The following is a 24,366-nucleotide window of genomic DNA, read 5'->3' as shown; positions in this document are numbered from 1 at the left end:
TAAGAGTCATTCAAACTGGCGATTTTTATTTGATGAAAAACATACCCTAATTTTGCGCAACACTTAATCTAAACTCAATTAACAGACATGAGCAAAATATTGGTTACCGGTGGCTGCGGCTATATTGGGATACATACAATAGTAGACCTTGTACAAAATGGGTACGAAGTAATTTCTGTAGATAACAATTCCAGGAGTAATATATCTATATTGGAAGGCGCTGAAAAAATTATTGGCAAAAAAATTAAAAATTACGTGGTTGACCTGTGTAATTTAAAAGAAACAGAAACCATTTTTGAAGAAAACAAAGATATCAATGGTATTATACATTTTGCTGCTTACAAAGCCGTTGGCGAATCGGTTGAAAAACCGCTGATGTATTACGAGAACAATCTCGGCTCATTGGTAAACATTTTGAAGTGTGCGGAAAAATACGCGGTGCCGAACTTTGTTTTCTCTTCTTCCTGCACCGTTTACGGTAATCCTGACGCTATTCCGGTAACCGAAGAAACACCACAAAAGCCTGCTGAATCGCCTTACGGCGCTACCAAACAAATGGGTGAAGTAATTGTGACGGATGCTGTAAAAAGCAGTTCGCTCCAGGGAATTTTGCTGCGATACTTCAATCCCGTTGGAGCTCATCCTTCTGTTTTAATCGGCGAAATTCCCTTAGGCAGACCAGCCAACCTGGTACCTGCCATCACACAGACTGCCATCGGCAAATTGCCCACAATGCAGGTTTGGGGTGAAGACTATCCGACAAGAGATGGTAGCTGCGTACGTGACTATATTCATGTTTGCGATATAGCACATGCCCATACCCTTGCTTTGAATCTGCTGATCAACAAAAAAAATAAAGTAAACCCCGAAATATTTAACCTGGGTACTGGAGATGGCTTTACGGTTTTGGAGGTTATAAAAGCTTTCGAAAAAACAAGCGGCGTTAAATTAAGCTACTCTATCGGCCCCCGCCGGGCGGGTGATGTGGTAGCCATCTATGCTAACAACAACAAAGCTAAAACAGAATTGGGCTGGCTGCCAGCCAAAAGCCTGGAAGAAATGATGGATAGTGCCTGGAAATGGGAGCTTACCTTGAAAAATAATAAAACGAGCTAAAAAACACTGGGTTAATTGTCCACAAGACTTATCTTGCGCCCAATTTTAAAAAAGATAAGCAAATATTCCATGTTAAAAGAAATACAGGTTACAGGTAACAAAGATACCCGCAGCGGTTTTGGAGATGGCATTTTAGAAGCTGGCAAAAAAAATAAAAATGTAGTAGCATTAACAGCAGATCTGTTAGGGTCCATGAAGCTGAATGCATTCGTTAAAGAATTCCCGGAGCGCTTTATCCAGTGTGGTATAGCAGAAGCGAATATGATTTGCGTAGCTGCAGGTTTAACCATAGGCGGTAAAATTCCTTTTACCACTACTTTCGCTAATTTTTCTACCGGTCGTGTATATGATCAAATCCGTCAGTCGGTTGCTTACAGTAACAAAAATGTAAAAATCTGTGCTTCGCATGCTGGCCTTACTTTAGGCGAAGATGGTGCTACACACCAGATTTTGGAAGATATTGGTATGATGAAAATGTTACCAGGCATGACGGTAATAGTCCCCTGCGACTACAATCAAACCAAAGCGGCAACCATGGCCGTTGCAGAATTTGAAGGGCCAGTTTACCTGCGTTTTGGCCGCCCGGTATGGCCGATATTTACAAAAGAAAGCGATTTTATTATCGGCAAAGCTCAAAAAATTTCTGATGGTAAGGATGTAAGCATTTTTGCCTGTGGTCACCTGGTTTGGAAAGCAATTGAAGCTGGAAAAATTCTGGAAGAAAAAGGTATCAGCGTGGAAATTATAAATATTCACACCATCAAACCACTGGATGTCGCAGCCATCATGGAATCCATTACAAAAACCAACTGCGCAGTAACCTGCGAAGAACACAACATTATTGGGGGGTTAGGCGACAGTATTGCCCAGTTTGCGGCTAAAAACTTACCTATCCCCATTGAGTTTATTGGCACCAATGATACTTTTGGTGAGAGTGGTAAACCTACGGAACTATTAACCAAGTACGGTTTAGATACTCCTAATATTGTGGCCGCCGCCGAAAAGGTAATTGCTAGGAAAAAGGGATAACTCAATTAAACTTTTGATCAAAAAACCAATCTTAGATTGGTTTTTTCTATTTTTATACCTGTTAAACAATATGAGCCAACCACACTTAGACGATACTGAACTACTAATGCAGTTTAAAAATCCCGCTACAAAAGAAAAGGGATTTACAGCTATCATTAAAAAGTACCAGGAAAAATTATACTGGCATATCCGCCGCATGGTAGTTGACCATGAAGATGCAAATGATGTATTGCAGAATATGTTTATAAAGGTTTGGAATGCACTTGATAATTTCAGGGAAGACAGCCAGCTGTATACCTGGCTTTATCGCATTGCCACCAATGAAAGCCTGACATACCTGGAGCAGCAAAAGAAAAGGGCTTCGGTTTCGCTCAGCGATGTGGAGAATGGCTTAAGCAACAAATTAAAAGCTGACAAGAACTACGACAGTAACAAAATTGAATGGAAACTGCAGATGGCCATGCAACAACTACCAGAAAAACAACGGGTGGTTTTTAACCTTCGCTATTATGACGAAATGCCCTACCAGGAAATGAGTGTTGTGCTTGAAACCAGCGAAGGTGCCTTGAAGGCTAGCTATCATCACGCAGTAAAAAAAATAGAAGACTATATATTAAACCATTAAACTTTTTACCTCACTGAAGGTCTAAAAAACGCGTGAAACCAGACAATGACATATTATTTGAGTTGCAATCATTAAGTCCTCTTTTGGCAGGTTTGCCAAAGGCGAATGTATTGTCTGTACCGAATGGTTATTTTGATACCCTTGGAGATACCATTTTAGTTTGTTTAAATGAACAGGCGGGAACAAATTCTCCTATTCAACAGAATGATGTGCCTGCCGGATATTTTGACAATTTATCCTCATCTATTCTTGATAAATTAAAGGCGGTTAGTCAGCCTGATAATACGGAAGTTGGAGAAGAAGGTGTTGCCATCCCCTCCTTATGGAAAAATAAACAACCGGGTAAATTATCTGAAGTTCCACAAGGATATTTTGACAATTTACCATCCCTTATTTTAGATAAATTAAAAACAACATCGCCGGAAAATTCACTTGAGGAACTGGAAAAAATTTTGCCTTTATTGCTGACAGCGAAAAATGCCAATGTTTTTGAATTACATGTTGGCTATTTTGAAAACCTGTCTTCTGCTATGTTAAGTAAGGTTAAAGCGTTGCCAGAAAGCGCCGGAAATGAGTTGGAAACAGTATCGCCATTATTGTTGAGTCTAAAGCATTTGAGCATCTTTGAAACCCCTGCAGGATATTTTGACAACCTGTCTTCAGGAATTTTAAACACCGTAAAAGCTTTAGAGGAAAGTCCTGCATCGGAACTGAAAAAAATATCTCCATTATTGCTGAATATTCAGCACGTGAATGTTTTTGATGTACCTGCCGGTTATTTTAATACTGTCTCATATAATGTATTCAATGTAGTACAACCGGTGAAAGTGGTGCCAATGCGAGATACCCGGGTTATTGGAATGCCTAAAGTAAGAGCTTTATTCAGGTATGCAGCAGCTGCTGCTATAACTGGTGCCATAGCTTTGGGAGTTTATAAATCTGTCAACCAGCCAATGATACCCAAAACAGAAAGTACTCCGACTTCTTTTGCCAAGCTAGATCCAGCTATTGAAAAAGGGAAAAGTATGAATGAAGAAGAATTCAATGCGGAATTAAATAATTTAACTAAAGATGATATTACCAGTTATCTTGAAAAAAATGGCAGCGAAGAAGATGTATCCTTGTTAACGTCAAGCCCTGATGAAATTGATTTACCAAATCAGGATGACTATTTGCTGGATGATAAAACGCTGGATAATTACCTGGATAAAATCAATTTTAAAAACTAAACAGTAAAGGAGAAGAGATATGAAAAAGCTATACTTTTTGCTGTTATTTATAACCATCACAGGTTTGGCAAAAGCGCAGGACGAACAGGATTTTGCTGGTAAAAAACAAGCGGATATTGAAGCACTTAAAGTAGCTTTTATCAGCAGGGAACTGGCGCTTACGCCACAGGAAGCGCAACAATTCTGGCCAGTATATAATCAATATTCACAGGAATTGGCTGCCACCAAAATTGACAACCCGGATGTGCTGGAAAGAGATGAAAAAGTGCTGAATCTTAGAAAGAGTTACAGGGACCGGTTTACTAAAATATTAGGTCCGCAGAGGGTGAATAATATGTACAACGCAGAAGGCAGATTTCGTCAGTTATTGTTTAAAGCTATGCGTAAACAAAACCAGTTGCAAAACCGGCCAAACAGACCCTTCAGAAGAAATTTTTAGGAGCTCCGTTGTTGAGTTGTTAAGACTTAAAGGAAGTTCGTATTTATTACTATTAGTCTAATTCAACAAAAGGCGTTTTAATATCATGGTAAAACAGAAAAGTCCAATGTTCTTCTTGTCCTGTTTGCCACCATTGCTGCCTTAATTCCATACATTTTTTCCCGTCGAAATCATACTTGGCAATAAAACGGCTTTTCATTTGTTGTAACTGCGGTGCCACGTCACCTCCGAAAAAAGCGGTTTTGCTATCTTCTTCAATCCAGAAAACCTGATGAAAGGGTGAATGTGCGCCAGTAACTTCATACCGGATATAGCCATCAATCACTCCGTTGCCTTCTGTAAAAATTACCTTGTCGCTGTTGGAAAGAATTTCAAAATCTTCTGTAATGTATGAGCTGTTGGACTTATCCAGGCCAAATGCAAGTTCTTCTTTATTAACGTAATATATTGCGTTGGGGAAACTAAGAAAGTGATGATGCAATACTTTGTCTTCGACGCTAATACCGCCGGAATGATCTTTATGCAGGTGACTTAGTAAAACTTTGGTAACATCCATTGGGTTTATGCTATTATCCAACAAGTTATGATGTATCTGCAATACGCCGTCTGGTTTGGTAAATCCCAGGCCGGTATCAATGACAATAATGTCTCTTTTTGTAACAATACAAAAGGGCTGTACTTCAACAAGCAAACTGCCTGCAGAACGCTGCTGCAGATCATCATTTTCTTTATCGAAAGCAACAAATTTTTTCGTTTTGTCAACAGTAAAAGCACCTTCACTCAGTGGTATAATCTTCATTAATGGTTTTGTTATCAGTCTGAATTTTAAACTCCAAATCATCCGGGAGTAATGATAAATAAAATCGTTTGCGGCAGATATCGTTTATCGCAGTACCATTTGCCGGTCCGCATCCAGCCTCACTAATATAAAAAGTAAAATAGTAAAAGTTAACAGGGACGAACCGCCATAACTTAGCAATGGCAGTGTAATGCCTATTACCGGTGCCAGGCCTATAGTAACAGAAATATTTACGGCCACATGAAAAAAGAAAATACTTGCAACACTATACGCATATACCCTGCTAAAAGTGCTGCGTTGTCGTTCTGCAATGGTAACAATGCGTAATATTAAGCCCAGGTAAATCAGCATCAGCAAAGTGCTGCCCCAAAAACCAAAATTTTCGCCAACGGATGTAAATATAAAATCTGTATGTTGCTCGGGTACAAAATCGCCCTGTGTTTGCGTGCCTTTTAAAAAACCTTTACCTGCCAAACCTCCTGAGCCAATAGCAATTTTTGATTGCTTTACGTTGTAATTCTGCTGATCATTCTTCTTTTGCTTAGCCTTTTCATCGGCTGTATTAACCAGTTCGCCGGTGTTTTTACCGGCAAAAGGGTTATCAACGCCCACCATACTAAATATACGGTCGGCCTGGTATTTTTTAAATACATGTTTAAATGTAAATGGAACAATAACCCCTACAAACAAAATACAAAAAGCCCAACAGCCAATAATCATCAGCAATAATCCATTGTTACGCCTGATTTGCTTTTTATTTATAAAAAGTGCCAGCACGCCCAATGCGCTGAAAGCAATCAGCAATGTTTTGGTACTTAACAATAGCGAGGCGACTAACAATACTGCCATCGCAGCGCCTACTATCAGGTATCCCGGCGGCAATCCTTCGCGGTACATAGGGATCAGAAAAGAAAAATATACGAGTGCCAATCCGGTTTCTCCCTGCAGTATTGACAGTGCTGCCGGCGTAAAAGAAATTGCAGCAGCCACCAGCTGTGCCGCCGGCCTGGTAAAATTCGTTTCCGTCATCGACAGGAATTTTGCCAGTGCCAAAGCCGTAAATATTTTACATAATTCAACCGGCTGCAGATTCATAAAACCCAATGGTATCCAACTTTTGGATCCCTTAATCTCCTTTCCTACAACAAAGGTGGCCAATATCAATGCAATGCCTATCAGGTAAGATAAATTGGCAGTGGCAGTAAATAACTTACTGTCGGTTAACAAGATAAAAGAAGCGAGTATTATACAGGCACCAAAATAAAATAATTGCTTACTATAGTTTTTTTTAAACCCTAAAAAACTTTGCAATACTCCGTCTCCATTCCGGTATTCTACAGAAAAGATGCACAACAGACCTATGGCCACCAACGTGGCGTACAGCCATATCAACAACCAGTCAACTCCTTTTCCTATTTCCGGACTTTTCTGATACATTTCATTTTAATTTTTTACAGTGTCTTTCGGCTCTGTCTTTCTTTTTTCGTTAGGCAAAACTGCATCTGTATTCATTCCGGGTAAATTATTGTTGCTGTCTTTTTTGGGCAATTCTTTTTTTGTGGTACTGTCAGCATCTTTCTTGATTTTATCCAATAAATCTGATTCATCGTCCTGCTCCAGTTCCATGGTATCTTTTATCCCTTTAAGATAGCCTTTTGCAACCATGTAAGCTGAATCTTTCAAATGCCGTAATGAGTCCTGGGTTTTTATGGCAGCATAAATACGGGCAGGTATTAAATTAAGGTTAGACAACTGTTCAACTTGTGCCAGCCTTGCTGTGCCAGTAATAGAGTCTTTTAGATATTTTTCAATCATCAACCCAACAATTGGCGCTGCATAAGTGCCCCCAAATTTTCCGCTGTTTTCTACAACACACATTATAGCAATTTTGGGATTATCTCTTGGGGCAAAGCCACAAAAGAACGCATGGTTAGGTTGTTTCACCAAACCAATATAATTTTCAACTGTACCCGTTTTACCACAAATGCTAATTCCTTCTACTTTGGCTCCTAAACCTGTACCCCTTTCAACCACTCCCTCCATACCATCATGAACCGCCTCGAAAACACTGTCTGGAATATCAATGGCGTTGTGTTGTTCTTTAAAAGCTGCCAACATATTAAATTTGTCGCCACCTTCAATAGAATCAACCACATGAGGAGTTTTATACCACCCTTTATTGGCAATATAAGCCATCTCGTTGGCAACCTGTAAGGGAGTAACATTTACCTCGCCCTGCCCAATACTCACAGAAACAAAATTGCAATAGTTCCATCTTCCTTCCCCATATCTTTTTGGACTGTTGAAATAATCCGCTGTTGGAATAAATCCCTTTTTTTCTGCGGGCACATCTACACCCAGTCGATGTCCCAGACCAAAGGCATACATATACCTGTCCCAATTGGAAAGACTGCTGTCGATAGTTGGGTATTTGGGATTGTTGATCACTTTTTGCATAACTGTGGCGAAATAAGTATTATCGGACACAGTTATAGCCCCGCGCAGATCAAAAACACCTTTATCTAAGCATTTTGGCTTCCCTGTTCCGCAACCATAAAAGGCTCCGGAGCAGGCTACTTTAAAATGAGTATTGATAACACCTTCATGCAGACCTATCAATGCCTGAAGCGTTTTAAAAGTTGACCCCGGGGAATAGGTTGCACCCACAGTTCTGTTTAACAATGGAAGGGCAGGGTTCAAAAAAAGTTCCGAAAAATGCTTCCTCCTCTCACTGCCTGAAAGAAATTTCGGCTTGTAAGTTGGGGCGCTTACCATTGCCAATATACCACCGGTTCTGGGGTCGAGGGCTACGATAGAACCTAATTTATTTTGCATCAGTTTTTCGCCCAGTTCCTGCAATTCAATGTCAATGGATGTATGCATATTTTGGCCTGCAATTGCTGCTGTGTCAAACTTTCCATTCTCTAATTTTTCCGTCAGACGGTTTTTGTTATCTCTTTTCCAATATTCAATGCCTCTTACTCCCATCAATACTTTTTCATAACTGCGTTCAATGCCCGTCATACCGGCATAATCGCCGGATACATACCCTTCATCCTTATGTTTTTTTAAAAAATTAGTATCTACTTCTGCCGTATATCCCAGCACATTGGCGGCGGCATCGTACGGATAACTTCTTACAGACCGTTCCTGCAAATAAAAGGCCGGGGCGAATTTGTACATCACCTCATTGAGCATAGCCATCTTTGAATCGCTTAACAGTGGTTCAAAAACAGATGGCCGGGTTCTGCCATTTTTAATAATTAGCTCCACAACTCTTTTGTTAAACTGGGCTGTATCTATATCCAATATTCTGCACATGGCTAAAGTGTCAACGCCTTTTAATTTATTAGGTGCCAGCATTAAATCATAGATGGTAGTATTTTGCAACAGTACGTTATTATGGCGATCGTATACTATTCCCCTGTCAGGATAAACTACCTTGCGGAATTTTCCCTGGTCATCGGCCATAATTTTGTATTTGGATGAAATCACCTGCAGGGAAAAAAGCCTTGCGATGATCACCACAAACATAACAGCAAAGGTTAAGCGGATTACGTTTTGGCGGGACTGGTTAAAAACAGACAATTTTTATGGTTTAATTTATTCTTAATTGAATTTAAATGCCGGCGTACTTAACCAAATTTAAACTATAGTCGGGCCATTTAAACAAACCTGAAGCATTATAATTCAAATAGTGTTGGTACGGAATTTTTGTTTTCTTGAAAACAGTAATTCAGCGACTACAATAAGTAGCAGGCTGATGAGTGTAGAAAACATTGTTTTTACGATAAATTCCCAGAAATTCCCAAATTGCAGGGCTTCGAGCATAAAAAGCCAGCTATTATGCAGCAGGGTTAGTACGCCGGCATATACCATATAGGGTATAAAACCGCCCATGCTTTTCAGCGATGGTTCTTCGTAGTTGGTATCTGCGCCTTCATGCGGCAACATAATATTTATTATAAAGGGCCGCACATAGGCTATCAGTACACAGGCTGACGCGTGAAAACCGGGATTATGCCGGAAACTGTCCAATGCAAAACCAAGTAAAAAAGCCAGCACCATTTGCAGGGTGCGGCTGAAATTAAAGGGCATCCAGAAGATAAATAAAATGTAGATATAGGGCGTTACCATGTAACTTAAATGCACCCTGTCCAGCACAAAAAATTGTACCAGTATCAGTAAAATAAACCGCAGAATATTTTTAACCAGAGTACTCATCGATGCCGCCGCAGCAATTAATTATTAATTTTAGATTTTGCTTTTTCCACCAATTTATTAATCTCTTCCCGCTGATAATTATCAATAGCATATACGTGCTGAAGATTATAAAAATTAGCTGTTGATTTTATTTTGATGATGTAGTTATTGGAACTTTTTTCCGGTAATACCTCTTCCACCGTGCCAATCATTAATCCATACGGAAAAGTAGTAGTGATGCCGCTTGTAACCACTGTATCTCCTTTGGCTACTTTTGCACTTTTTCTTACATTAATCATAGACAAATAATTAGGTTCCTTACCATCCCAAACAATCGTACCACCCCCCTGCGGATCATTCTTTAGCAACGCATTGATGCGGCTGTCTTTATGCAGCATGCTCATAACTACGGCGAAATTGTCACTTACATCCGTTACAATTCCCACTACGCCATTGTTTGTATCTATTACGCCTTCGTCTTTTTTTAGTTGCTGTGCGGCACCCCGTCCTAAAACAATAAAATTACTTTGTGACGTAACAGAATTTGATACTACCTTGGCCGCCTGGTAAGCCCATTTACGGTGATTGCCAAGTGTGTCATATGGAATTGAATCAGTTACGATTTTTACTGAAGTATCCGGTGTTTCAAAATCTGTTTTAGCCGCATTGCGTAGCCGCTCATTTTCTTCTACCAGTTGCTGATTTGCTTTCTTTAACTGCAGATAATAATCTACTTTGTTGTATTGTTCATTTACCCGGCCTGTTACTTCATTTACATACACAGAAGCTATCGCATTGTGGTAACGGTTATAATGAACAATTATATAAATGCAAAACACCTGTAGCAACAGGAAGAAAATGAAATTAAAATACCTGCGAATGAAAAGAAAGATATTACGCATGAAGCAGTCCTCCAAATCTCTCAAAGGGAGAGCAACTTGAGTATATGATATGTAGCACAGTTTTCAAAACAAAAGAACTTAACGCACGAACAATAAAGAAGATAATTCAGGCAAAAAGCTGTGCCGTGGCTATCGCATTACAAAAGGATATTTATCATAATTTTTTAGTGCGATGCCTGTGCCTCTTACCACGCTTTTCAGCGGATCGTCCGCAACGTGTACCGGTAATTTTATTTTCGCGGCAATGCGTTTATCCAACCCACGCAGCAAAGCGCCGCCACCAGTAAGATAAAGGCCACGGCGGTAAATATCGGCAGCCAGTTCCGGAGGTGTTGTTTCCAATGCCTTTAGTATAGCCTCTTCTATTTTAAAAATACTTTTATCTAACGCTTCAGCCACTTCCTGAAAACTTACCATCACCTGCTTTGGAATACCTGTTACCAAATCACGTCCATTTACAGGGATGTCATCCGGTGGATTTTCGAGATCTTTCATTGCTGCACCCACCTGTATCTTAATCTGTTCTGCAGTGCGTTCGCCAATCAGCAGGCTATGGTAACGGCGGAGCGCTTCCATAATATCAGCTGTAAATTCATCACCAGCAATACGAATGCTTTGATCACACACTATACCCGCCAATGCAATTACAGTAATACCAGTAGTACCACCGCCAATGTCAATGATCATATTTCCAACAGGTTCTTCCACATCTATGCCAATACCCAAGGCAGCCGCCATTGGTTCGTGCAAAAGATAAACTTCTTTGGCCCCGGCCTGTTCAGCACTGTCACGCACCGCACGCTTTTCAACTTCAGTAATACTGCTGGGTATACAAATCATCATCCGCCAGCTGGGCGCAAATAGTGGTTTCTTGGGATAGATCATTTTAATCATTTCCCGTATCATTAATTCCGCAGCATTAAAATCGGCAATTACACCATCTTTTAATGGTCGTACCGTCCGTATACTTTCATGGGTTTTTTCATGCATCATCAATGCCTTTTTACCCACCGCTAAAATATTTTTAGGATTGTTTCTGTCTAGGGCAACAATGGAAGGCTCGTTTACAACAACTTCATCGTTAAAGATTATCAGGGTATTTGCAGTGCCCAAATCCATGGCAATTTCCTGTGTGAAAAAATTAAAAAGACCCATAAATTATTTTAGAGAAAAAAGAATGTGAGATAATGAACGCAAAGTTGAACTAATTTATTTGAATTAACAATGACAAATACTTTATTTTCAAACAATTTACAGAATGGTTTTAACTAATCACCAAAGGATGAAAACCGTGTCCTGCAAAGTGTCCTGCTAATTTTTTTAGTTGTTGTTATAAACCTCTCCGATCGGGTTACTTTACCTGATAGTTTTATTACAAGAATGATAATAGATACGATACAGACTACCTGAATTCAAATCCAATATCTTCCCTGAAATACATGCCATCAAAATGTATCTGCTCCAGCATATAATTCGATTGCTCCGCAGCCTCAACAAGATTGTTTCCAAAGGAAGTTACGGCTAAAACTCTTCCACCGCTGGTTACTACCTGATCACCATTCAGCCTGGTTCCGGCATGAAATATCATTGTGTTACTAAGCCTTGTATCATCAAGACCATTTATCACTTTGCCTGTTTCATGATCATTGGGATATCCCCCGCTAACCGCCATCACTGTTACCGCACTTTGTTTACTGGTAATGATTTCGATCTCGTTTAACCGTTGTTGTGCGGTAGCGGATAAAACTGCTATCAGGTCATTTTCAATCCTTGGAATAATTACTTCAGTTTCCGGATCTCCCAGGCGGCAGTTGTATTCTATCACGAAAGGTTCTCCCTTTACATTAATCAGGCCAATAAAAACAAATCCTTTATAATCGAGTGCTTCTTTTTGCAAACCTTCAATGGTAGGCCTGATAATTTTTTCGGTAACAGTCTTCATGTAAGCCGCATCAGCAAATGGCACCGGACTTACAGCACCCATACCACCGGTATTAGGGCCGGTATCTCCAACGCCAATTTTTTTATAGTCTTTGGCCTCAGGCAGTACAACGAAATTTATACCATCAGTCAGTACAAAAACGCTTAGTTCAATACCATCCAGAAATTGTTCTATTACCACCCTTCTACCAGCTTCGCCAAATTTTGACTGCTGTATCATTAACTGAAATTCTGCCAGGGCCTCGATGTGGTTATTGCAAATAAGTACCCCTTTTCCGGCTGCAAGTCCATCTGCCTTCAAGACAATCGGCAAGGAATGATTGCGGATATAAGCAATACCTGCCTCATAAGAATTGGAATCAAACTCCTGGTACGCCGCTGTTGGAATATTATGCCGTTGCATGAATGCTTTTGCAAATGCCTTGCTTCCTTCCAGTTGGGCAGCTTCTTTTGAAGGCCCGATTACCTCTATGTGAGCAGTATCCGGCCGGTTTTTAAAATAGTCGTAAATGCCTTTTACCAATGGCTCCTCGGGACCTACAATCAGCATAGTAATATTATTGGCAATACAAAAAGTTGCCTGCCCTTCAAAATCGGTTACAGCAATTGGTACGTTAATTCCAAACTGCGGAGTGCCCGCATTTCCGGGCGCTATAAATAACTGATCACAAAGGGAACTTTTGTTTATTTTCCAGGCCAGTGTATGCTCTCTTCCTCCGCCGCCCACTAATAATATGTTCATGTATTTAATTTAATTGTTGGGTGAAATCTATGGGCTGCGAAATTAAAGCAGCCACCACAGTAAACCATAATTTTTTTAAACGCAATGGTACTGCGGTTTATATTTTTTGAGAAATAATGGTATGGGTTGTTTTACTTAAAAGAAATTGGCTACTTTGAGCGATAAAAATCAACATTCACCAGCAAAAAAAACATATGAATGAAAAGGTAAAAACCGCAGGCCACCCAAAAGGATTGTATGTACTGTTTGCAACAGAAATGTGGGAGCGGTTCAACTTCTATGGCATGAGGGCACTGCTGATACTCTTTATGACCAAGGCTTTACTTTTTGATGATCATTTTTCGTCCAACCTGTATGGTAGTTATATCGGCTTTATTTATCTATCCCCTTTATTGGGTGGGTATATCGCCGATCGTTTCTGGGGTAATAAAAGATCCATTTTGGTTGGTGGTTTAGTAATGGCAATTGGTGAGTTGATTTTATTTTTTTGTGGGTCTGTTTATGCTTCTTCACCGGGTTTGTCACAGGTTCTTTTTTATTCTGGCCTTGGTTTTATGATTGCAGGTAATGGCTTTTTTAAACCAAATATTTCTTCGCTTGTTGGACAGCTTTACCCGGATGGTGATAATCGTAAAGATGCTGCATATACTATTTTTTACATGGGAATTAATGTTGGAGGAATGGTAGGACCACTTATTTGCGGACTGGTGGGTCAAACCGGTAATCCGGCGGATTTTAGATGGGCATTTTTGGTTGGATGTGTAGCAATGTTATTGAGCCTGGTGATCCAAAAACTTTTTCATGATAAATACGTAAAATCTCCGGATGGAAATATTCTTGGCTTAACGCCGGGAGCCACGCCGGTAGTTATTGATCCTTTAACAGGTATTGAACACAAGTTGGTTAAAAAACCATCGGCCATCTGGCTCAATCCAGCTTATATTGCGATAGGTACTTTGCTATTTGCCGCAGTTATGATTGGCGCCATGTATCTCGATACAAAATGGAGCTATCTTTTCTATCTTCTTTCGGCGAGTTTTCTATTTATTCTTATCCTCATTTTTTCCGATAAAAACCTTACTGCTCATGAAAAGCAGCGGATATGGGTAATGGTAATTATAGCAGTGTTTGTTATTTTCTTTTGGGGTGCTTACGAGCAAACCGGTGCTTCACTGGTGTTTTTTGCAGACCGTCAAACCAATCTCAATTTATGGCCTGGTTACACAATGCCTTCCAGCTACTTTCAGTCTTTTAACTCTGCTTTCATCATTATACTTGCCCCCATTTTAGCTTGGATTTGGCTGAAAATGGGAAAAAAACAACCCTCAACTCCTGCTAAAATGGGCTTAGGTCTTATTTTACTGGCTTCTGGTTATTTCTGGATCGCCTATGGCGTAAAAGACATACAAGCCAATGTACAGGTGAGTATGATCTGGCTTACAGGAATGTACCTGTTACACACTTTGGGCGAGTTGTGTCTTTCCCCGATTGGTCTTTCATTGTTCAATAAATTATCGCCACTTCGATTTGCTTCACTGTTAATGGCTGTATGGTTTTTGGGGAATGCGGGTGGTAATAAACTGGCTGGTGTTTTAAGCTCTCTATATCCCTCAGCAGGAAAAACAACTTCTTTTCTTGGATACCAGATTTCAAATCTTTATGAGTTTTTTATGTTGTTTGTTATAATGGCCGGAATAGCAGGCATCATTCTCCTTTTGTTATCTAACCGACTAAAGAAAATGATGTCCCTGATTGAAGAGTAATATTAAAATAGTTTATCATGAGCGATCAGAAAATATTTAAACCTTTTATTAGCGCCGATACCAACATGAAAGAGTTTACCGTAAAAGCGCTGGTAATGGGCAGCATTTTCGGGATTTTATTTGGCGCCGCCAATGTATACCTGGCATTGAATGCCGGACTTACCGTTTCTGCTTCCATTCCAATTGCGGTGCTGGCAATCACACTTGGCAAGCGATTGTTTAAAACGACTATTCTTGAAAACAACATCATTCAAACTACCGGTTCAGCCGGCGAAAGTATTGCATCCGGTGTAGTATTTACTTTGCCAGGCTTTTTGTTTTTAACAGCAAAAGATTCCGTTCATTATTTTGATTATGTGATTATACTGGTGCTGGCTATTTTTGGCGGCTTGCTTGGTACACTGATGATGATTCCATTGCGGCGTTCGCTGATTGTAAAAGAGCATGATACATTACCCTACCCCGAAGGCACCGCCTGTGCGGCTGTTTTAAAAGCAGGTGAGAAAGGTGGTGCGGTTGCCAGAACTGCTTTTTATGGTTTAGGCGTTGCTTTTGTTTATGCCCTGCTGCAAAGAGCATTTAAGGTAGTTGCAGAAACTGCTTCGTTTGCCACAAAAGCATCCAATAAAATTTTCCCTTCGGCAAATGTGGCTGCTGACATTACTCCTGAATATCTTGGCGTAGGTTATATTATTGGTTTTAGAATCGCAGGCATTTTAGTTGCAGGTGGGGTGCTAAGCTGGCTGGTATTTATACCGTTATTATCTTCTTTAATTCCAGACCAGGTAATTGCATTGCAACAAATCAAACTGGGCTTTATGGCCGATCTTACCCATACCACCAAACACTATGGCAACTGGGATCCTGTCACTTTAACTTTCGCTGATAAAGCAGATGCGATCTATCGGGCGTACATCAGGCAAATAGGTGCGGGAGCGGTTGCCGCCGGTGGAATGATCACGCTGATAAAAACCATTCCTACCATTATTACTTCTTTTAAAGAAAGTGTTGCTTCGGTGAAAGATAAAACCGGCGCCACCATTAGCAGAACAGATAAAGACCTGAATGTTAAGATTGTTTTATTTGGCAGCATCGCCCTGGTTGTATTGATGGCTGTATTGCCCATTATACCTGGCAATAATATTTTTAATAAAGCATTGGTTGGAATTTTGGTGATTGTGTTCGGGGCATTTTTTGTTACCGTTTCTTCCCGCATTGTGGGACTTATAGGATCATCCAACAACCCCATCTCAGGGATGACGATTGCAACTGTAATGATCACTTGTTTAATTTTTGTGGCGGTGGGCTGGACTGGTCAATCCTATGAGCCAATGGCATTGGTGGTTGGTGGCATGGTTTGTATTGCTGCCGCAAATGCCGGTGCTACGTCGCAGGACTTAAAAACAGGTTATTTAGTTGGATCCACACCGAAATACCAGCAGCTTGCACTTTTTATTGGCGCTATTGTTTCTTCCATTGTTATCGGCATTACAATAAAAGTGCTGGATACGCCCAGCACCGCCATGTTATCGCAGGGCATTACACATGCGATAGGCACCAAATACAATGCGCCGCAGGCCACGCTGATGGCTACTTTGATAAAAGGCATTCTCTCTTTTAACCTTGACTGGAATTTTGTTTTGGTAGGTGCTGCACTGGCTTTGGTGATGGAGTTGTGCGGCGTTAAATCGCTGAATTTTGCCATCGGAGTTTATCTGCCTTTATCCACCACGCTACCGATATTTATTGGCGGCGCCATCCGGGGTATGGTTGATAAAGTAAAAGAAAAACAAAAAAATACTTTAAAAGAAGGTGAAGAAGATTTGCAAACAGGCAATTTGTTTGCCACAGGTTTGGTTGCAGGGGGATCTTTAATGGGCGTAATTTTTGCTTTTTTAGGCGTGAACGAAGCCATTGCTGCGGGTATGGACAAAATAAGCCTGCAAGGCTGGCTGATAAAAACATTCACTGAAAATGGGTATTACCTGCTTGGTGCTTTTTTGTTTGGAGTGATGGGCTGGATGTTGTATAAAACTGCGATGAAAAAAAGTGAAATTGAGATGGAGTAGTGACTGACCCGGTCTTCACGAGCCTTATGTAAGCGCACAAATGTTGATATCTAACGACGTGCAAAAGCATAATTTATAATCTTAATTAATATATTTACTTGGAACTTTTTTAACCAAACTTTAAACATGAAAAGAATTAGCTTTTACCTCTTATCAGGCGTGATGTTTTTTGCATCCTGTACTAAAGTCGATAATCAAAAGCCTGCAACTATTAATGGCGAAGCTGTAGCAATTGCATCACCATTACAAGGGCGTACCTGTGGTTCAATGGAAGTTTTGCAAGCAAACCTTGCAGCAGATCCGGGATTACGCAAACGTATGGATGACATTGAAAACTTTACCAGCAGAATTATGGCCAGCCCTGATGCGGCAAGGTTGCTTGCAGATGGAACCATTGAAATTCCCGTGGTAGTAAATGTATTGTATAGCTCTGCGGCTGAAAATATCTCTGATGCGCAAATTAACTCCCAGATTACTGTTTTGAATGCAGATTTTAAGGCGATGAATTCGGATTATGGTAATACACCGACATTATTTCAAAGTGTACTTTCTGGCAATGTGGGAGTAAGTTTTGTATTGGATAAAATCATTCGAAAAGCCACTACAAAAGCAAGCTGGAGAACGGATGATGCAATGAAAAAAAGCAAACGTGGCGGTATTGATCCTACCAACCCAACCACTGAATTAAATTTATGGAGCTGCAACCTCAGCGGCGGTATTTTAGGTTATGCGCAATTTCCCGGCGGCAGCACAGCAACCGATGGCGTAGTAATAGACAACAATGCTTTTGGCAATACCGGCACTGTTACTGCACCTTATGATAAGGGAAGAACTGCTACTCACGAAGTAGGGCACTGGATGAATTTGCGCCATATTTGGGGCGATGCCAATTGCGGCAGCGATTTGGTAAACGATACGCCGACCCACAATGCAGCCAATTTTGGTTGCCCTGCGTATCCACATTACAGTACCTGTACAGGCACACCTGTTGAAATGACTATGAACTATATGGATTATACTGATGATGCATGTATGTACATGTTTTCTGCAGGACAAAAAACCAGGATGCAGGCTGTATTTGCAACTGGAGGACCAAGGGCCGGCTTTAGAGTACTTTGATAAATCTTACTGTCATAAAAAAAGGAGCTTGCCATTAGCAAACTCCTTTTTTATGATTTACATTTCGTCTTACCGAATTATGGCATTGCCATAATATGCATGCAGTACAGGTGGCAATTTAATGCCAGCATCGGTTTGATTGTTTTCCAGCAGGCAGGCAACAATTCTTGGCAGCGCCAGGGAAGAGCCGTTTAAAGAATGCAGCAATTGAGTTTTACCTTCGGCATTTTTGTATCTTATCTTCATCCTGTTGGTTTGAAAACTTTCAAAATTACTTACAGAACTTACTTCCAGCCATTTTTGCTGGGCAGCGCTGAATACTTCAAAGTCGTAGGTGAGTGCACTGGTAAAACTCATATCGCCGCCGCATAAACGCAGTATGCGATAAGGCAACTGTAAATGGTTCAATAATGTTTCCACGTGCCGCACCATTTCTTCCAATACATCATAACTTTTATCGGGATTTACCAGTTGGATGATCTCTACCTTATCGAACTGATGTACCCGGTTCAGGCCTCGTACGTCGCTGCCGAAACTGCCTGCCTCTCTTCTAAAGCAAGGTGTATAAGCCGTCATTTTTACCGGCACGTCTGCTTCCTTTACAATTTCATCGCGGTAAATATTTGTTACCGGTACTTCCGCGGTTGGTATCAGGTAAAATCCGTCTGCTGCAGCGTGATACATTTGACCTTCCTTGTCCGGCAACTGGCCCGTACCATAAGCGCTGGCTTCATTTACCATTAACGGGGGCAGGTACTCGGTATATCCGGCCGCCGTATTGTAATCTAAAAAATACTGTATCAGCGCACGTTGCAGTTTGGCTCCCTTTCCTTTATACAAAGGGAAACCACTGCCGGTTATTTTAGCCCCCGTTTCAAAGTCAACCAGGTCATATTTTTTTATCAGTTCCCAGTGCGGTACTGCATTTGAAGGCAGCGAAGGTTTTAACCCGCCTTCTCTTACAATTTCATTTTCTTCCGGCGTTTTGCCGGGCGGTACGGATACGTGCGGCAGGTTGGGGAATAATATAATTGCATCCTGTAATTGTTTTTCGGCTAGGTTTAATGATTCGCTGAGCTGCTGCAAGGTTGATTTGTGCTGCGTTACTTCCTGCTTTTTTAGTTCGGCCTGCTCTTTTTCTCCTTTGCCCATCAACTGGCCGATGGCCTTACTGGCAGCATTCATTTCTGCCTGTAATGTTTCAGACTCAACCTTTAATTTGCGTACCTGTTCATCCAGTGCTATTACTTTATCTACCAGCAACACGTCGCCAAAATGTTTAACGCTAAGCCGTTCCTTCACCAATGCCGCGTTCTGACGTATAAATCCAATCTGTAACATGTTTAAATTTTTGCCAAAGATAGAACACTGATGATACGGATTAAGCGGATAAGTACAGATTTTTAGTGGCTGACTGTAATAAAGATTTGACAGGTTTGTATTTAATCGATTTGTCCGTCTGAGATTTACCGGTGTAAATCAGTTCAATCAATGCCATCCATATTCTATCACCAATCGCATTTTTAAATTTATATTTGCCCGATGGAACATGCAAAAGAGGATTTACAGGTAAGGTGGTTAAAGCTCCGTATTTTTTTAAAAGAAAAATTCGCCATTAAGCCGGATATGGACGGCATACTTTTTTTGATTGGTGTGCAGGAACTGGGCACAGGCAAACAGGTATACACCAAAGAACAAAAGCAAGACCTGATGCACATTGCCGTTTGCACAGTTTTGTCGCAGAGTGGTTATTATGTGATGGAAGGATTGGATGATGAAGGCTGGCCGCATTTTAAACAATTAAAGCCATTGCCTGAATTCAATGTTTTTGAACAGGAGAATTTTTTAAAGGACCATGTTTTGCTTTACTTTGAACAGATTTATAAAAAAGAAGATTAACAATGAAGTTATTTTTAAGGCTAAGTTTGATGATGGTATTATGTGTCGCTGTTTGTTTGTCTTATGCGCAGAACAAAAAGAAACCGGTTAAAAAACTCCCTGTTCGTACAACAAAAACAGTTGCTGCCGTCGCAAAAAAAACTATAACCGACAGTGTAAAAATTGCGACGCCTGTAAGAATTAAAATAACCACCAGCGTGGGTGAGATTATAGTTAAACTGTCGGATAAAACACCCTTACACCGGGATAATTTTGTAAAACTGGTGAACAGCCATTTTTACGACAGCCTGCTTTTTCACCGTATTATTGCCGGCTTTATGATACAGGGCGGCGACCCGACAAGTAAAAATGCTGCGCCGGGCATACTGATTGGCAACGGCGGCGCGGGATACACCATACCGGCTGAATTTGATTCCACACTGTATCATAAAAAAGGCGCATTGGCGGCAGCCAGGGATAATAACCCGCAAAAAGCAAGTAGTGGTTGCCAGTTCTATATTGTACAGGGAAGAAAGTATAGCAACAGTGAACTTGACGTGATTGAAATGCAGAAAGGCATTTATTTTTCACCTGCTAAACGAATGACCTACTCCATGAATGGCGGTACGCCAAATTTAGATATGAACTATACGGTTTTCGGCGAAGTAGAAAGCGGAATAGAGGTAGTGGATGAAATTGCACAATCTGCAAAGGATGGTAATAACCGCCCGCTTACCAATATTAGCATGAAAATGGAAGTGATAAAAGAAGATGGAAAATGATTTAATTTGCAGACCGGAAACAAGTATCAAGTATCAGGCATAAATTTCAACACCTAAAATATACAACATGAATGTTCCTTCAAATCTCCGCTACACAAAAGACCATGAGTGGATTTCGTTAGAAAATAATATTGCCACCATTGGTATTACAGATTTTGCACAGGGCGAACTGGGTGATATTGTGTACGTAGATATTGCTACCAAAGGAAAAGCATTGGCCGCCGAAGAAGTTTTTGGTACCGTAGAGGCCGTTAAAACCGTGAGCGATCTTTTTTTACCTGTGGCAGGAACAATCACTGAGATTAATCCCAAGCTGGAAGCAGCACCAGAACTGGTTAACAGCGATCCTTATGGTGATGGCTGGATGATAAAAATGACTGTTGATAACACCGCCGATGTGGAAGCTTTGCTGACTGCGGAAAATTATACTGCCTTGGTGGGTTAATTTATAACCCGAATTTTTCATTTATTTCTTTTCAGAAATCAGTAACTCCTTACCGATGCAGGCAGTAAATAAAGTCGCTTTCAAAAAATTTATTCCGGGTATTATTTGGCTGGGCGTTGTATTAGGCCTGGTGATGATACCTGGAAAACAATTGCCTGAGTCAGAATTTTTATTTGAAATTGATTTCGACAAATTTGTGCATGTGGGCATTTTCGGTTTGCTGGCTGTTTTGTTCTGCTGGCCATTTTATAAAACTGATACTCCCCGAAAAAATAGGATCATTTATTTTATCGTTATTGCTTTGCTTACAAGCGCCGTGGGCTATTGCACTGAGCTGATGCAAAAATATTGGGCCGAAGGCAGAAGCTACGATTTAATGGACTGGCTGGCTGACAGCACGGGCGCCCTGGGCGCATTTATTTTTAGCAGGATTATTTTTTTAAAGAAGTAACCCGGCTGATTTACAGTTTTTACGGAACTATCTTAATTGTAAACACACGTCAACAACGCAAGCACCGCTCCCAAAAGCTTAAAAAGTACAAGTGTGCGACGCGACCAATGACCATGAAGGCTTACCTGCCCGAACAATAATTCATTTTTCCGGATTATTTTTTATGATACAAAAAACATTCATTAATTGCTGCTTGCGACAGTTTTTAGTACATTTGCCTATATGATGAACGTAGAGAATATGGAATACAATACCACACGTAGTTATTTAACGATGAGGGAGTATGGCCGCCATATACAAAAAATGGTCGATTATTTATTGACTATTGAGGATAAAGAGAAGCGGCAGCGCAATGCGATGAGCCTGATTGAGCTGATGGGATTTTTAAATCCGCATTTGAAAAATGTGGAGGATTTCCGTCATAAATTATGGGACCATTTGTTTTTAATCAGTGACTTTAAACTGGATGTAGAAAGCCCTTATCCAATCCCTACAAGGGAAACATTAAAGGCAAGGCCGGAACCATTAAAATATCCCAAAAGATATCCCAAGTTTAATCACCTGGGAAAAAATATTGAAGTGGTTATCAACAAAGCTTTAAAAGAAGACAATCCTGAAAAACGCCAGGGATTTGCCAACGCCATTGCTTATTACATGAAGCTTACTTACAGCAACTGGCATAAGGAACTGGTGCATGATGATAATATTCAATCGGAGTTGCAAAGTATTACGGGCGGCCAGCTTGAGTTTAACAACAGGCCTTTTGTAAAACATCGTACCGACAACAGGCCAGACCGTGATGATTACAGAAGTACCGGCACAAGCACAGGTGGTTATCGCAAGAACTTTACTGGAAGAAACAATAACACCAACGCAGGCAGAGATAACAGGGGCAGCAATGCGGGGCGTGATAACAGAACCGGCGGCGGAAACAGTAACAGGCCGGGAGGCGGAGACAACAGAAATAATAACAGAAACTTTAAAAAGCGGTTCTAAACGCTTTTATTTTACATAAAAAAAACCGCTTCAAAATGAGGCGGTTTTTTTGTAAAGTCAATTACCAATTAGTTTGCAGTAGTCGTTTTTGTTTTACCGCAGCTTTTGCCTGATTTTGAACAGCAGGATTTGGTGCATTTTTTCTTTTTGCCATTGTCGGCAAATGTTACACCTGATATCATAATAAATGCGGTTGCTAACAAGAATGCTTTTTTCATATTTTATTTTTTACTTCGACGTAAATGTAACAAGAATATTATTTTTAACCAAACCCGTAATTTGAAGGTTTAAGCGTTTTGCAAAGTAGCAATTACAGTTACACCACCCTGTACGACCTGGTTGAGTTCTACATTTATTTTTGTCCCTATGGGCAACAACAAATCTACCCGGCTTCCAAATTTAATAAAGCCAAATTCCTGCGCCTGGCTTACCTTTTGCCCAACCTGCAGGTAATTTACAATACGTTTTGCCAGGGCACCTGCAATTTGCTTTACCAAAATTTCTGTATTGCCCTTTCTTAACACAACAGAGTGACGCTCATTATCAGTGGAAGATTTAGGATGCCAGGCCACCAGGTATTTACCATTGTGATATTGATTGTACACTACCGTGCCGCTAAGCGGGTTGCGGTTAACATGTACGTTTGCCGGGCTCATAAAAATAGAAACCTGCAGGCGTTTATCTTTAAAATATTCCGGATCAACTGTTTCTTCTATAACCACTACTTTGCCATCAGCGGGTGCTACAATAGCATTATCGTTAATGGTTAATGTGCGGTTGGGTATCCGAAAAAAAGAGATGAGGAAAAGCAGCAGAAACAGCGTAGCAAAAAATATAACATAGCCCAGCCAGGCATTGCTGGCGCTGAAAAAATAAAAGTAGATTAAATTAATGGCCCCGAAAATAAGTGTTCCGATGGCAATTGATTTATAGCCTTCCCTGTGAATCGTCATGCGTTAGAATTGAGACGGCAAATGTACGTTGCAGAAACACAAAATTTTTAGTTTTGGTTACAAATGTTTCACACAACGGCCGTAAAGAAACCAAAGTAAACAAAGCCATTCGTCAAAATAAGTTTATAACTGTAATAACTGTAAAATAATATTCTCCGATCAGCTGGTGTAAATAAACAGAATTACATACAACCACACAAACGGAACCGCTACGAGCAAAGAATCAAAACGGTCTAAAAAACCGCCATGGCCGGGCATTATGGACCCACTGTCCTTTACATCCGCCATGCGCTTTATTTTACTTTCCAGTAAATCACCTGCAGTGCCAAATATGGCGCAGATGGCCGCAATAGCGATCCAATGACGTGTCGCGATTTCTTTTGCAACAGGGATAAAAAAACCTAATAAAGCAATTACTAATACACAAAGTATCGCTCCTCCCAACGTTCCTTCCCAAGTCTTCTTAGGTGAAATTTTTGAGAAAGGCGTTTTACCAATGAAGGAACCTACAATGTATGCCATTGTATCATTTATCCAGATAGAGAAAATAATCCCACAAGGAATTACTCTTGCGTCAAAGTATTGTAGTGTAATTTCCGGCGCAGGGTAAGGTAAGTTGGGAGTTGTATATTGGGCGTAAATTCCTATCATCAGAAGTATGGGCATTGTAATATAAACCAGTCCCAGCAAACAATGCATCAAATACTGTTCTCCATGTATCTTCTTCATCAGCTTTACAAACTCGTACCAGCATCCAAAATGAATGATGGTAAACAACGCAATAAAACTCCATTGGTTCCATAACAAACCGGTTAGCATTACTGCTACAAAAACGACCGCTGTTAGCGCCCGGGTTTTTAAAACTTCGACATTTATTGCCATTTA

23 protein-coding genes are annotated in these 24,366 nt (G+C 40.5%); 13 read left to right on the top strand and 10 right to left on the bottom strand.

All coding sequences use genetic code 11. The annotated features are described in order from the left end of the window. Positions 1-87: 87 nt before the first annotated feature. The 5 genes from galE to QWZ08_RS22610 all read left to right on the top strand — a co-directional run bounded on the left by galE (position 88) and on the right by QWZ08_RS22610 (position 4,438). Positions 88-1,116, top strand: coding sequence for a UDP-glucose 4-epimerase GalE (galE, locus tag QWZ08_RS22630; RefSeq protein ID WP_290339863.1), 1,029 nt, complete (start codon positions 88-90; stop codon positions 1,114-1,116). Positions 1,117-1,185: 69 nt separating this feature from the next. Next, a complete protein-coding gene (locus QWZ08_RS22625) occupies positions 1,186-2,145 on the top strand; it encodes a transketolase family protein (protein WP_290339862.1) in 960 nt (319 codons plus the stop codon). A gap of 70 nt (positions 2,146-2,215) precedes the next feature. Continuing rightward, on the top strand, positions 2,216-2,770 hold the full coding sequence (locus tag QWZ08_RS22620; RefSeq protein ID WP_290339861.1) for an RNA polymerase sigma factor: 555 nt from the start codon (positions 2,216-2,218) through the stop codon (positions 2,768-2,770). A gap of 32 nt (positions 2,771-2,802) precedes the next feature. After that, positions 2,803-3,999: a hypothetical protein gene (locus QWZ08_RS22615; protein WP_290339859.1), complete on the top strand. Its 1,197-nt coding sequence runs from the start codon at positions 2,803-2,805 to the stop codon at positions 3,997-3,999. A gap of 19 nt (positions 4,000-4,018) precedes the next feature. Further along, positions 4,019-4,438, top strand: coding sequence for a hypothetical protein (locus QWZ08_RS22610; RefSeq protein WP_290339858.1), 420 nt, complete (start codon positions 4,019-4,021; stop codon positions 4,436-4,438). A gap of 52 nt (positions 4,439-4,490) precedes the next feature. Here QWZ08_RS22610 and QWZ08_RS22605 read toward each other — a convergent pair whose 3' ends face one another. From QWZ08_RS22605 to purD, 7 genes are all read right to left on the bottom strand, one after another. Then, a complete protein-coding gene (locus QWZ08_RS22605) occupies positions 4,491-5,237 on the bottom strand; it encodes an MBL fold metallo-hydrolase (protein WP_290339857.1) in 747 nt (248 codons plus the stop codon). Between the two features lie 84 nt (positions 5,238-5,321). Further along, entirely contained in the window at positions 5,322-6,674 is a 1,353-nt protein-coding gene (gene rodA, locus QWZ08_RS22600) for a rod shape-determining protein RodA (RefSeq protein ID WP_290339856.1), read from the bottom strand. A 6-nt stretch (positions 6,675-6,680) separates the two neighbouring features. Beyond that, entirely contained in the window at positions 6,681-8,771 is a 2,091-nt protein-coding gene (locus QWZ08_RS22595) for a peptidoglycan D,D-transpeptidase FtsI family protein (protein ID WP_290339854.1), read from the bottom strand. A gap of 156 nt (positions 8,772-8,927) precedes the next feature. Next, positions 8,928-9,461, bottom strand: a complete 534-nt coding sequence (locus QWZ08_RS22590) for a rod shape-determining protein MreD (RefSeq protein WP_290339853.1) — start codon at positions 9,459-9,461, stop codon at positions 8,928-8,930. Between the two features lie 17 nt (positions 9,462-9,478). Continuing rightward, positions 9,479-10,342, bottom strand: coding sequence for a rod shape-determining protein MreC (gene mreC, locus QWZ08_RS22585; protein WP_290339852.1), 864 nt, complete (start codon positions 10,340-10,342; stop codon positions 9,479-9,481). 129 nt (positions 10,343-10,471) lie between these two features. After that, a complete protein-coding gene (locus tag QWZ08_RS22580) occupies positions 10,472-11,497 on the bottom strand; it encodes a rod shape-determining protein (RefSeq protein ID WP_290339851.1) in 1,026 nt (341 codons plus the stop codon). 247 nt (positions 11,498-11,744) lie between these two features. Beyond that, positions 11,745-13,025: a phosphoribosylamine--glycine ligase gene (gene purD, locus QWZ08_RS22575; RefSeq protein ID WP_290339849.1), complete on the bottom strand. Its 1,281-nt coding sequence runs from the start codon at positions 13,023-13,025 to the stop codon at positions 11,745-11,747. 194 nt (positions 13,026-13,219) lie between these two features. Here purD and QWZ08_RS22570 point away from each other — a divergent pair, with 194 nt between their 5' ends. From QWZ08_RS22570 to QWZ08_RS22560, 3 genes are all read left to right on the top strand, one after another. Next, a complete protein-coding gene (locus tag QWZ08_RS22570) occupies positions 13,220-14,788 on the top strand; it encodes a peptide MFS transporter (protein ID WP_290339848.1) in 1,569 nt (522 codons plus the stop codon). 17 nt (positions 14,789-14,805) lie between these two features. Then, complete coding sequence (locus QWZ08_RS22565) at positions 14,806-16,857, top strand: OPT family oligopeptide transporter (RefSeq protein ID WP_290339847.1); 2,052 nt, start codon at positions 14,806-14,808, stop codon at positions 16,855-16,857. Positions 16,858-16,983: 126 nt separating this feature from the next. Next, entirely contained in the window at positions 16,984-17,976 is a 993-nt protein-coding gene (locus QWZ08_RS22560; protein WP_290339846.1) for a zinc metalloprotease, read from the top strand. A gap of 69 nt (positions 17,977-18,045) precedes the next feature. On the opposite strand, the gene serS is transcribed toward QWZ08_RS22560, so the two are convergent. Continuing rightward, positions 18,046-19,317: a serine--tRNA ligase gene (gene serS, locus QWZ08_RS22555; RefSeq protein ID WP_290339844.1), complete on the bottom strand. Its 1,272-nt coding sequence runs from the start codon at positions 19,315-19,317 to the stop codon at positions 18,046-18,048. 201 nt (positions 19,318-19,518) lie between these two features. Here serS and QWZ08_RS22550 point away from each other — a divergent pair, with 201 nt between their 5' ends. The 5 genes from QWZ08_RS22550 to QWZ08_RS22530 all read left to right on the top strand — a co-directional run bounded on the left by QWZ08_RS22550 (position 19,519) and on the right by QWZ08_RS22530 (position 22,528). Further along, positions 19,519-19,875: a hypothetical protein gene (locus QWZ08_RS22550; RefSeq protein ID WP_290339843.1), complete on the top strand. Its 357-nt coding sequence runs from the start codon at positions 19,519-19,521 to the stop codon at positions 19,873-19,875. A gap of 2 nt (positions 19,876-19,877) precedes the next feature. Continuing rightward, complete coding sequence (locus tag QWZ08_RS22545; RefSeq protein WP_290339842.1) at positions 19,878-20,636, top strand: peptidylprolyl isomerase; 759 nt, start codon at positions 19,878-19,880, stop codon at positions 20,634-20,636. Positions 20,637-20,703: 67 nt separating this feature from the next. Beyond that, the gene (gene gcvH / locus QWZ08_RS22540; RefSeq protein ID WP_290339841.1) at positions 20,704-21,081 is read left to right on the top strand and encodes a glycine cleavage system protein GcvH; all 378 of its coding nucleotides are present in this window, start codon (positions 20,704-20,706) and stop codon (positions 21,079-21,081) included. A 55-nt stretch (positions 21,082-21,136) separates the two neighbouring features. Continuing rightward, complete coding sequence (locus QWZ08_RS22535; protein ID WP_353960500.1) at positions 21,137-21,532, top strand: VanZ family protein; 396 nt, start codon at positions 21,137-21,139, stop codon at positions 21,530-21,532. A gap of 222 nt (positions 21,533-21,754) precedes the next feature. After that, entirely contained in the window at positions 21,755-22,528 is a 774-nt protein-coding gene (locus QWZ08_RS22530) for a DUF4290 domain-containing protein (protein WP_290339840.1), read from the top strand. Positions 22,529-22,815: 287 nt separating this feature from the next. Here the strand turns inward: QWZ08_RS22530 and QWZ08_RS22525 are convergent, their stop codons facing one another. Together QWZ08_RS22525 and QWZ08_RS22520 are read right to left on the bottom strand one after the other, a co-directional pair. Beyond that, positions 22,816-23,481 carry a phosphatidylserine decarboxylase family protein gene (locus QWZ08_RS22525; protein WP_290339839.1) on the bottom strand — a complete coding sequence of 222 codons (666 nt, stop codon included), beginning with the start codon at positions 23,479-23,481 and terminating at the stop codon, positions 22,816-22,818. Between the two features lie 159 nt (positions 23,482-23,640). Next, positions 23,641-24,363 (bottom strand): phosphatidate cytidylyltransferase, encoded by a 723-nt coding sequence (locus QWZ08_RS22520; protein ID WP_290339838.1) that lies wholly within the window; start codon positions 24,361-24,363, stop codon positions 23,641-23,643. Positions 24,364-24,366 lie beyond the last annotated feature (3 nt).

It is taken from the genome of Ferruginibacter paludis (genome assembly GCF_030409685.1).
Taxonomy (GTDB): Bacteria; Bacteroidota; Bacteroidia; order Chitinophagales; family Chitinophagaceae; genus Ferruginibacter; species Ferruginibacter paludis.
The sequence above is the reverse complement of the archived record's forward strand: the minus strand, read 5'-3'. Positions and strand labels throughout refer to the sequence as shown.

Bases quoted from the DNA above. Each gene is read 5' to 3' on its own strand.
- galE (WP_290339863.1), top strand. From the start codon at position 88: ATGAGCAAAATATTGGTTACCGGTGGCTGCGGCTATATTGGGATACAT.
- QWZ08_RS22625 (WP_290339862.1), top strand. From the start codon at position 1,186: ATGTTAAAAGAAATACAGGTTACAGGTAACAAAGATACCCGCAGCGGT.
- QWZ08_RS22620 (WP_290339861.1), top strand. From the start codon at position 2,216: ATGAGCCAACCACACTTAGACGATACTGAACTACTAATGCAGTTTAAA.
- QWZ08_RS22610 (WP_290339858.1), top strand. From the start codon at position 4,019: ATGAAAAAGCTATACTTTTTGCTGTTATTTATAACCATCACAGGTTTG.
- QWZ08_RS22605 (WP_290339857.1), bottom strand. From the start codon at position 5,237: ATGAAGATTATACCACTGAGTGAAGGTGCTTTTACTGTTGACAAAACG.
- rodA (WP_290339856.1), bottom strand. From the start codon at position 6,674: ATGTATCAGAAAAGTCCGGAAATAGGAAAAGGAGTTGACTGGTTGTTG.
- QWZ08_RS22595 (WP_290339854.1), bottom strand. From the start codon at position 8,771: ATGTTTGTGGTGATCATCGCAAGGCTTTTTTCCCTGCAGGTGATTTCA.
- QWZ08_RS22590 (WP_290339853.1), bottom strand. From the start codon at position 9,461: ATGAGTACTCTGGTTAAAAATATTCTGCGGTTTATTTTACTGATACTG.
- mreC (WP_290339852.1), bottom strand. From the start codon at position 10,342: ATGCGTAATATCTTTCTTTTCATTCGCAGGTATTTTAATTTCATTTTC.
- QWZ08_RS22580 (WP_290339851.1), bottom strand. From the start codon at position 11,497: ATGGGTCTTTTTAATTTTTTCACACAGGAAATTGCCATGGATTTGGGC.
- purD (WP_290339849.1), bottom strand. From the start codon at position 13,025: ATGAACATATTATTAGTGGGCGGCGGAGGAAGAGAGCATACACTGGCC.
- QWZ08_RS22570 (WP_290339848.1), top strand. From the start codon at position 13,220: ATGAATGAAAAGGTAAAAACCGCAGGCCACCCAAAAGGATTGTATGTA.
- QWZ08_RS22565 (WP_290339847.1), top strand. From the start codon at position 14,806: ATGAGCGATCAGAAAATATTTAAACCTTTTATTAGCGCCGATACCAAC.
- QWZ08_RS22560 (WP_290339846.1), top strand. From the start codon at position 16,984: ATGAAAAGAATTAGCTTTTACCTCTTATCAGGCGTGATGTTTTTTGCA.
- serS (WP_290339844.1), bottom strand. From the start codon at position 19,317: ATGTTACAGATTGGATTTATACGTCAGAACGCGGCATTGGTGAAGGAA.
- QWZ08_RS22550 (WP_290339843.1), top strand. From the start codon at position 19,519: ATGGAACATGCAAAAGAGGATTTACAGGTAAGGTGGTTAAAGCTCCGT.
- QWZ08_RS22545 (WP_290339842.1), top strand. From the start codon at position 19,878: ATGAAGTTATTTTTAAGGCTAAGTTTGATGATGGTATTATGTGTCGCT.
- gcvH (WP_290339841.1), top strand. From the start codon at position 20,704: ATGAATGTTCCTTCAAATCTCCGCTACACAAAAGACCATGAGTGGATT.
- QWZ08_RS22535 (WP_353960500.1), top strand. From the start codon at position 21,137: ATGCAGGCAGTAAATAAAGTCGCTTTCAAAAAATTTATTCCGGGTATT.
- QWZ08_RS22530 (WP_290339840.1), top strand. From the start codon at position 21,755: ATGATGAACGTAGAGAATATGGAATACAATACCACACGTAGTTATTTA.
- QWZ08_RS22525 (WP_290339839.1), bottom strand. From the start codon at position 23,481: ATGACGATTCACAGGGAAGGCTATAAATCAATTGCCATCGGAACACTT.
- QWZ08_RS22520 (WP_290339838.1), bottom strand. From the start codon at position 24,363: ATGGCAATAAATGTCGAAGTTTTAAAAACCCGGGCGCTAACAGCGGTC.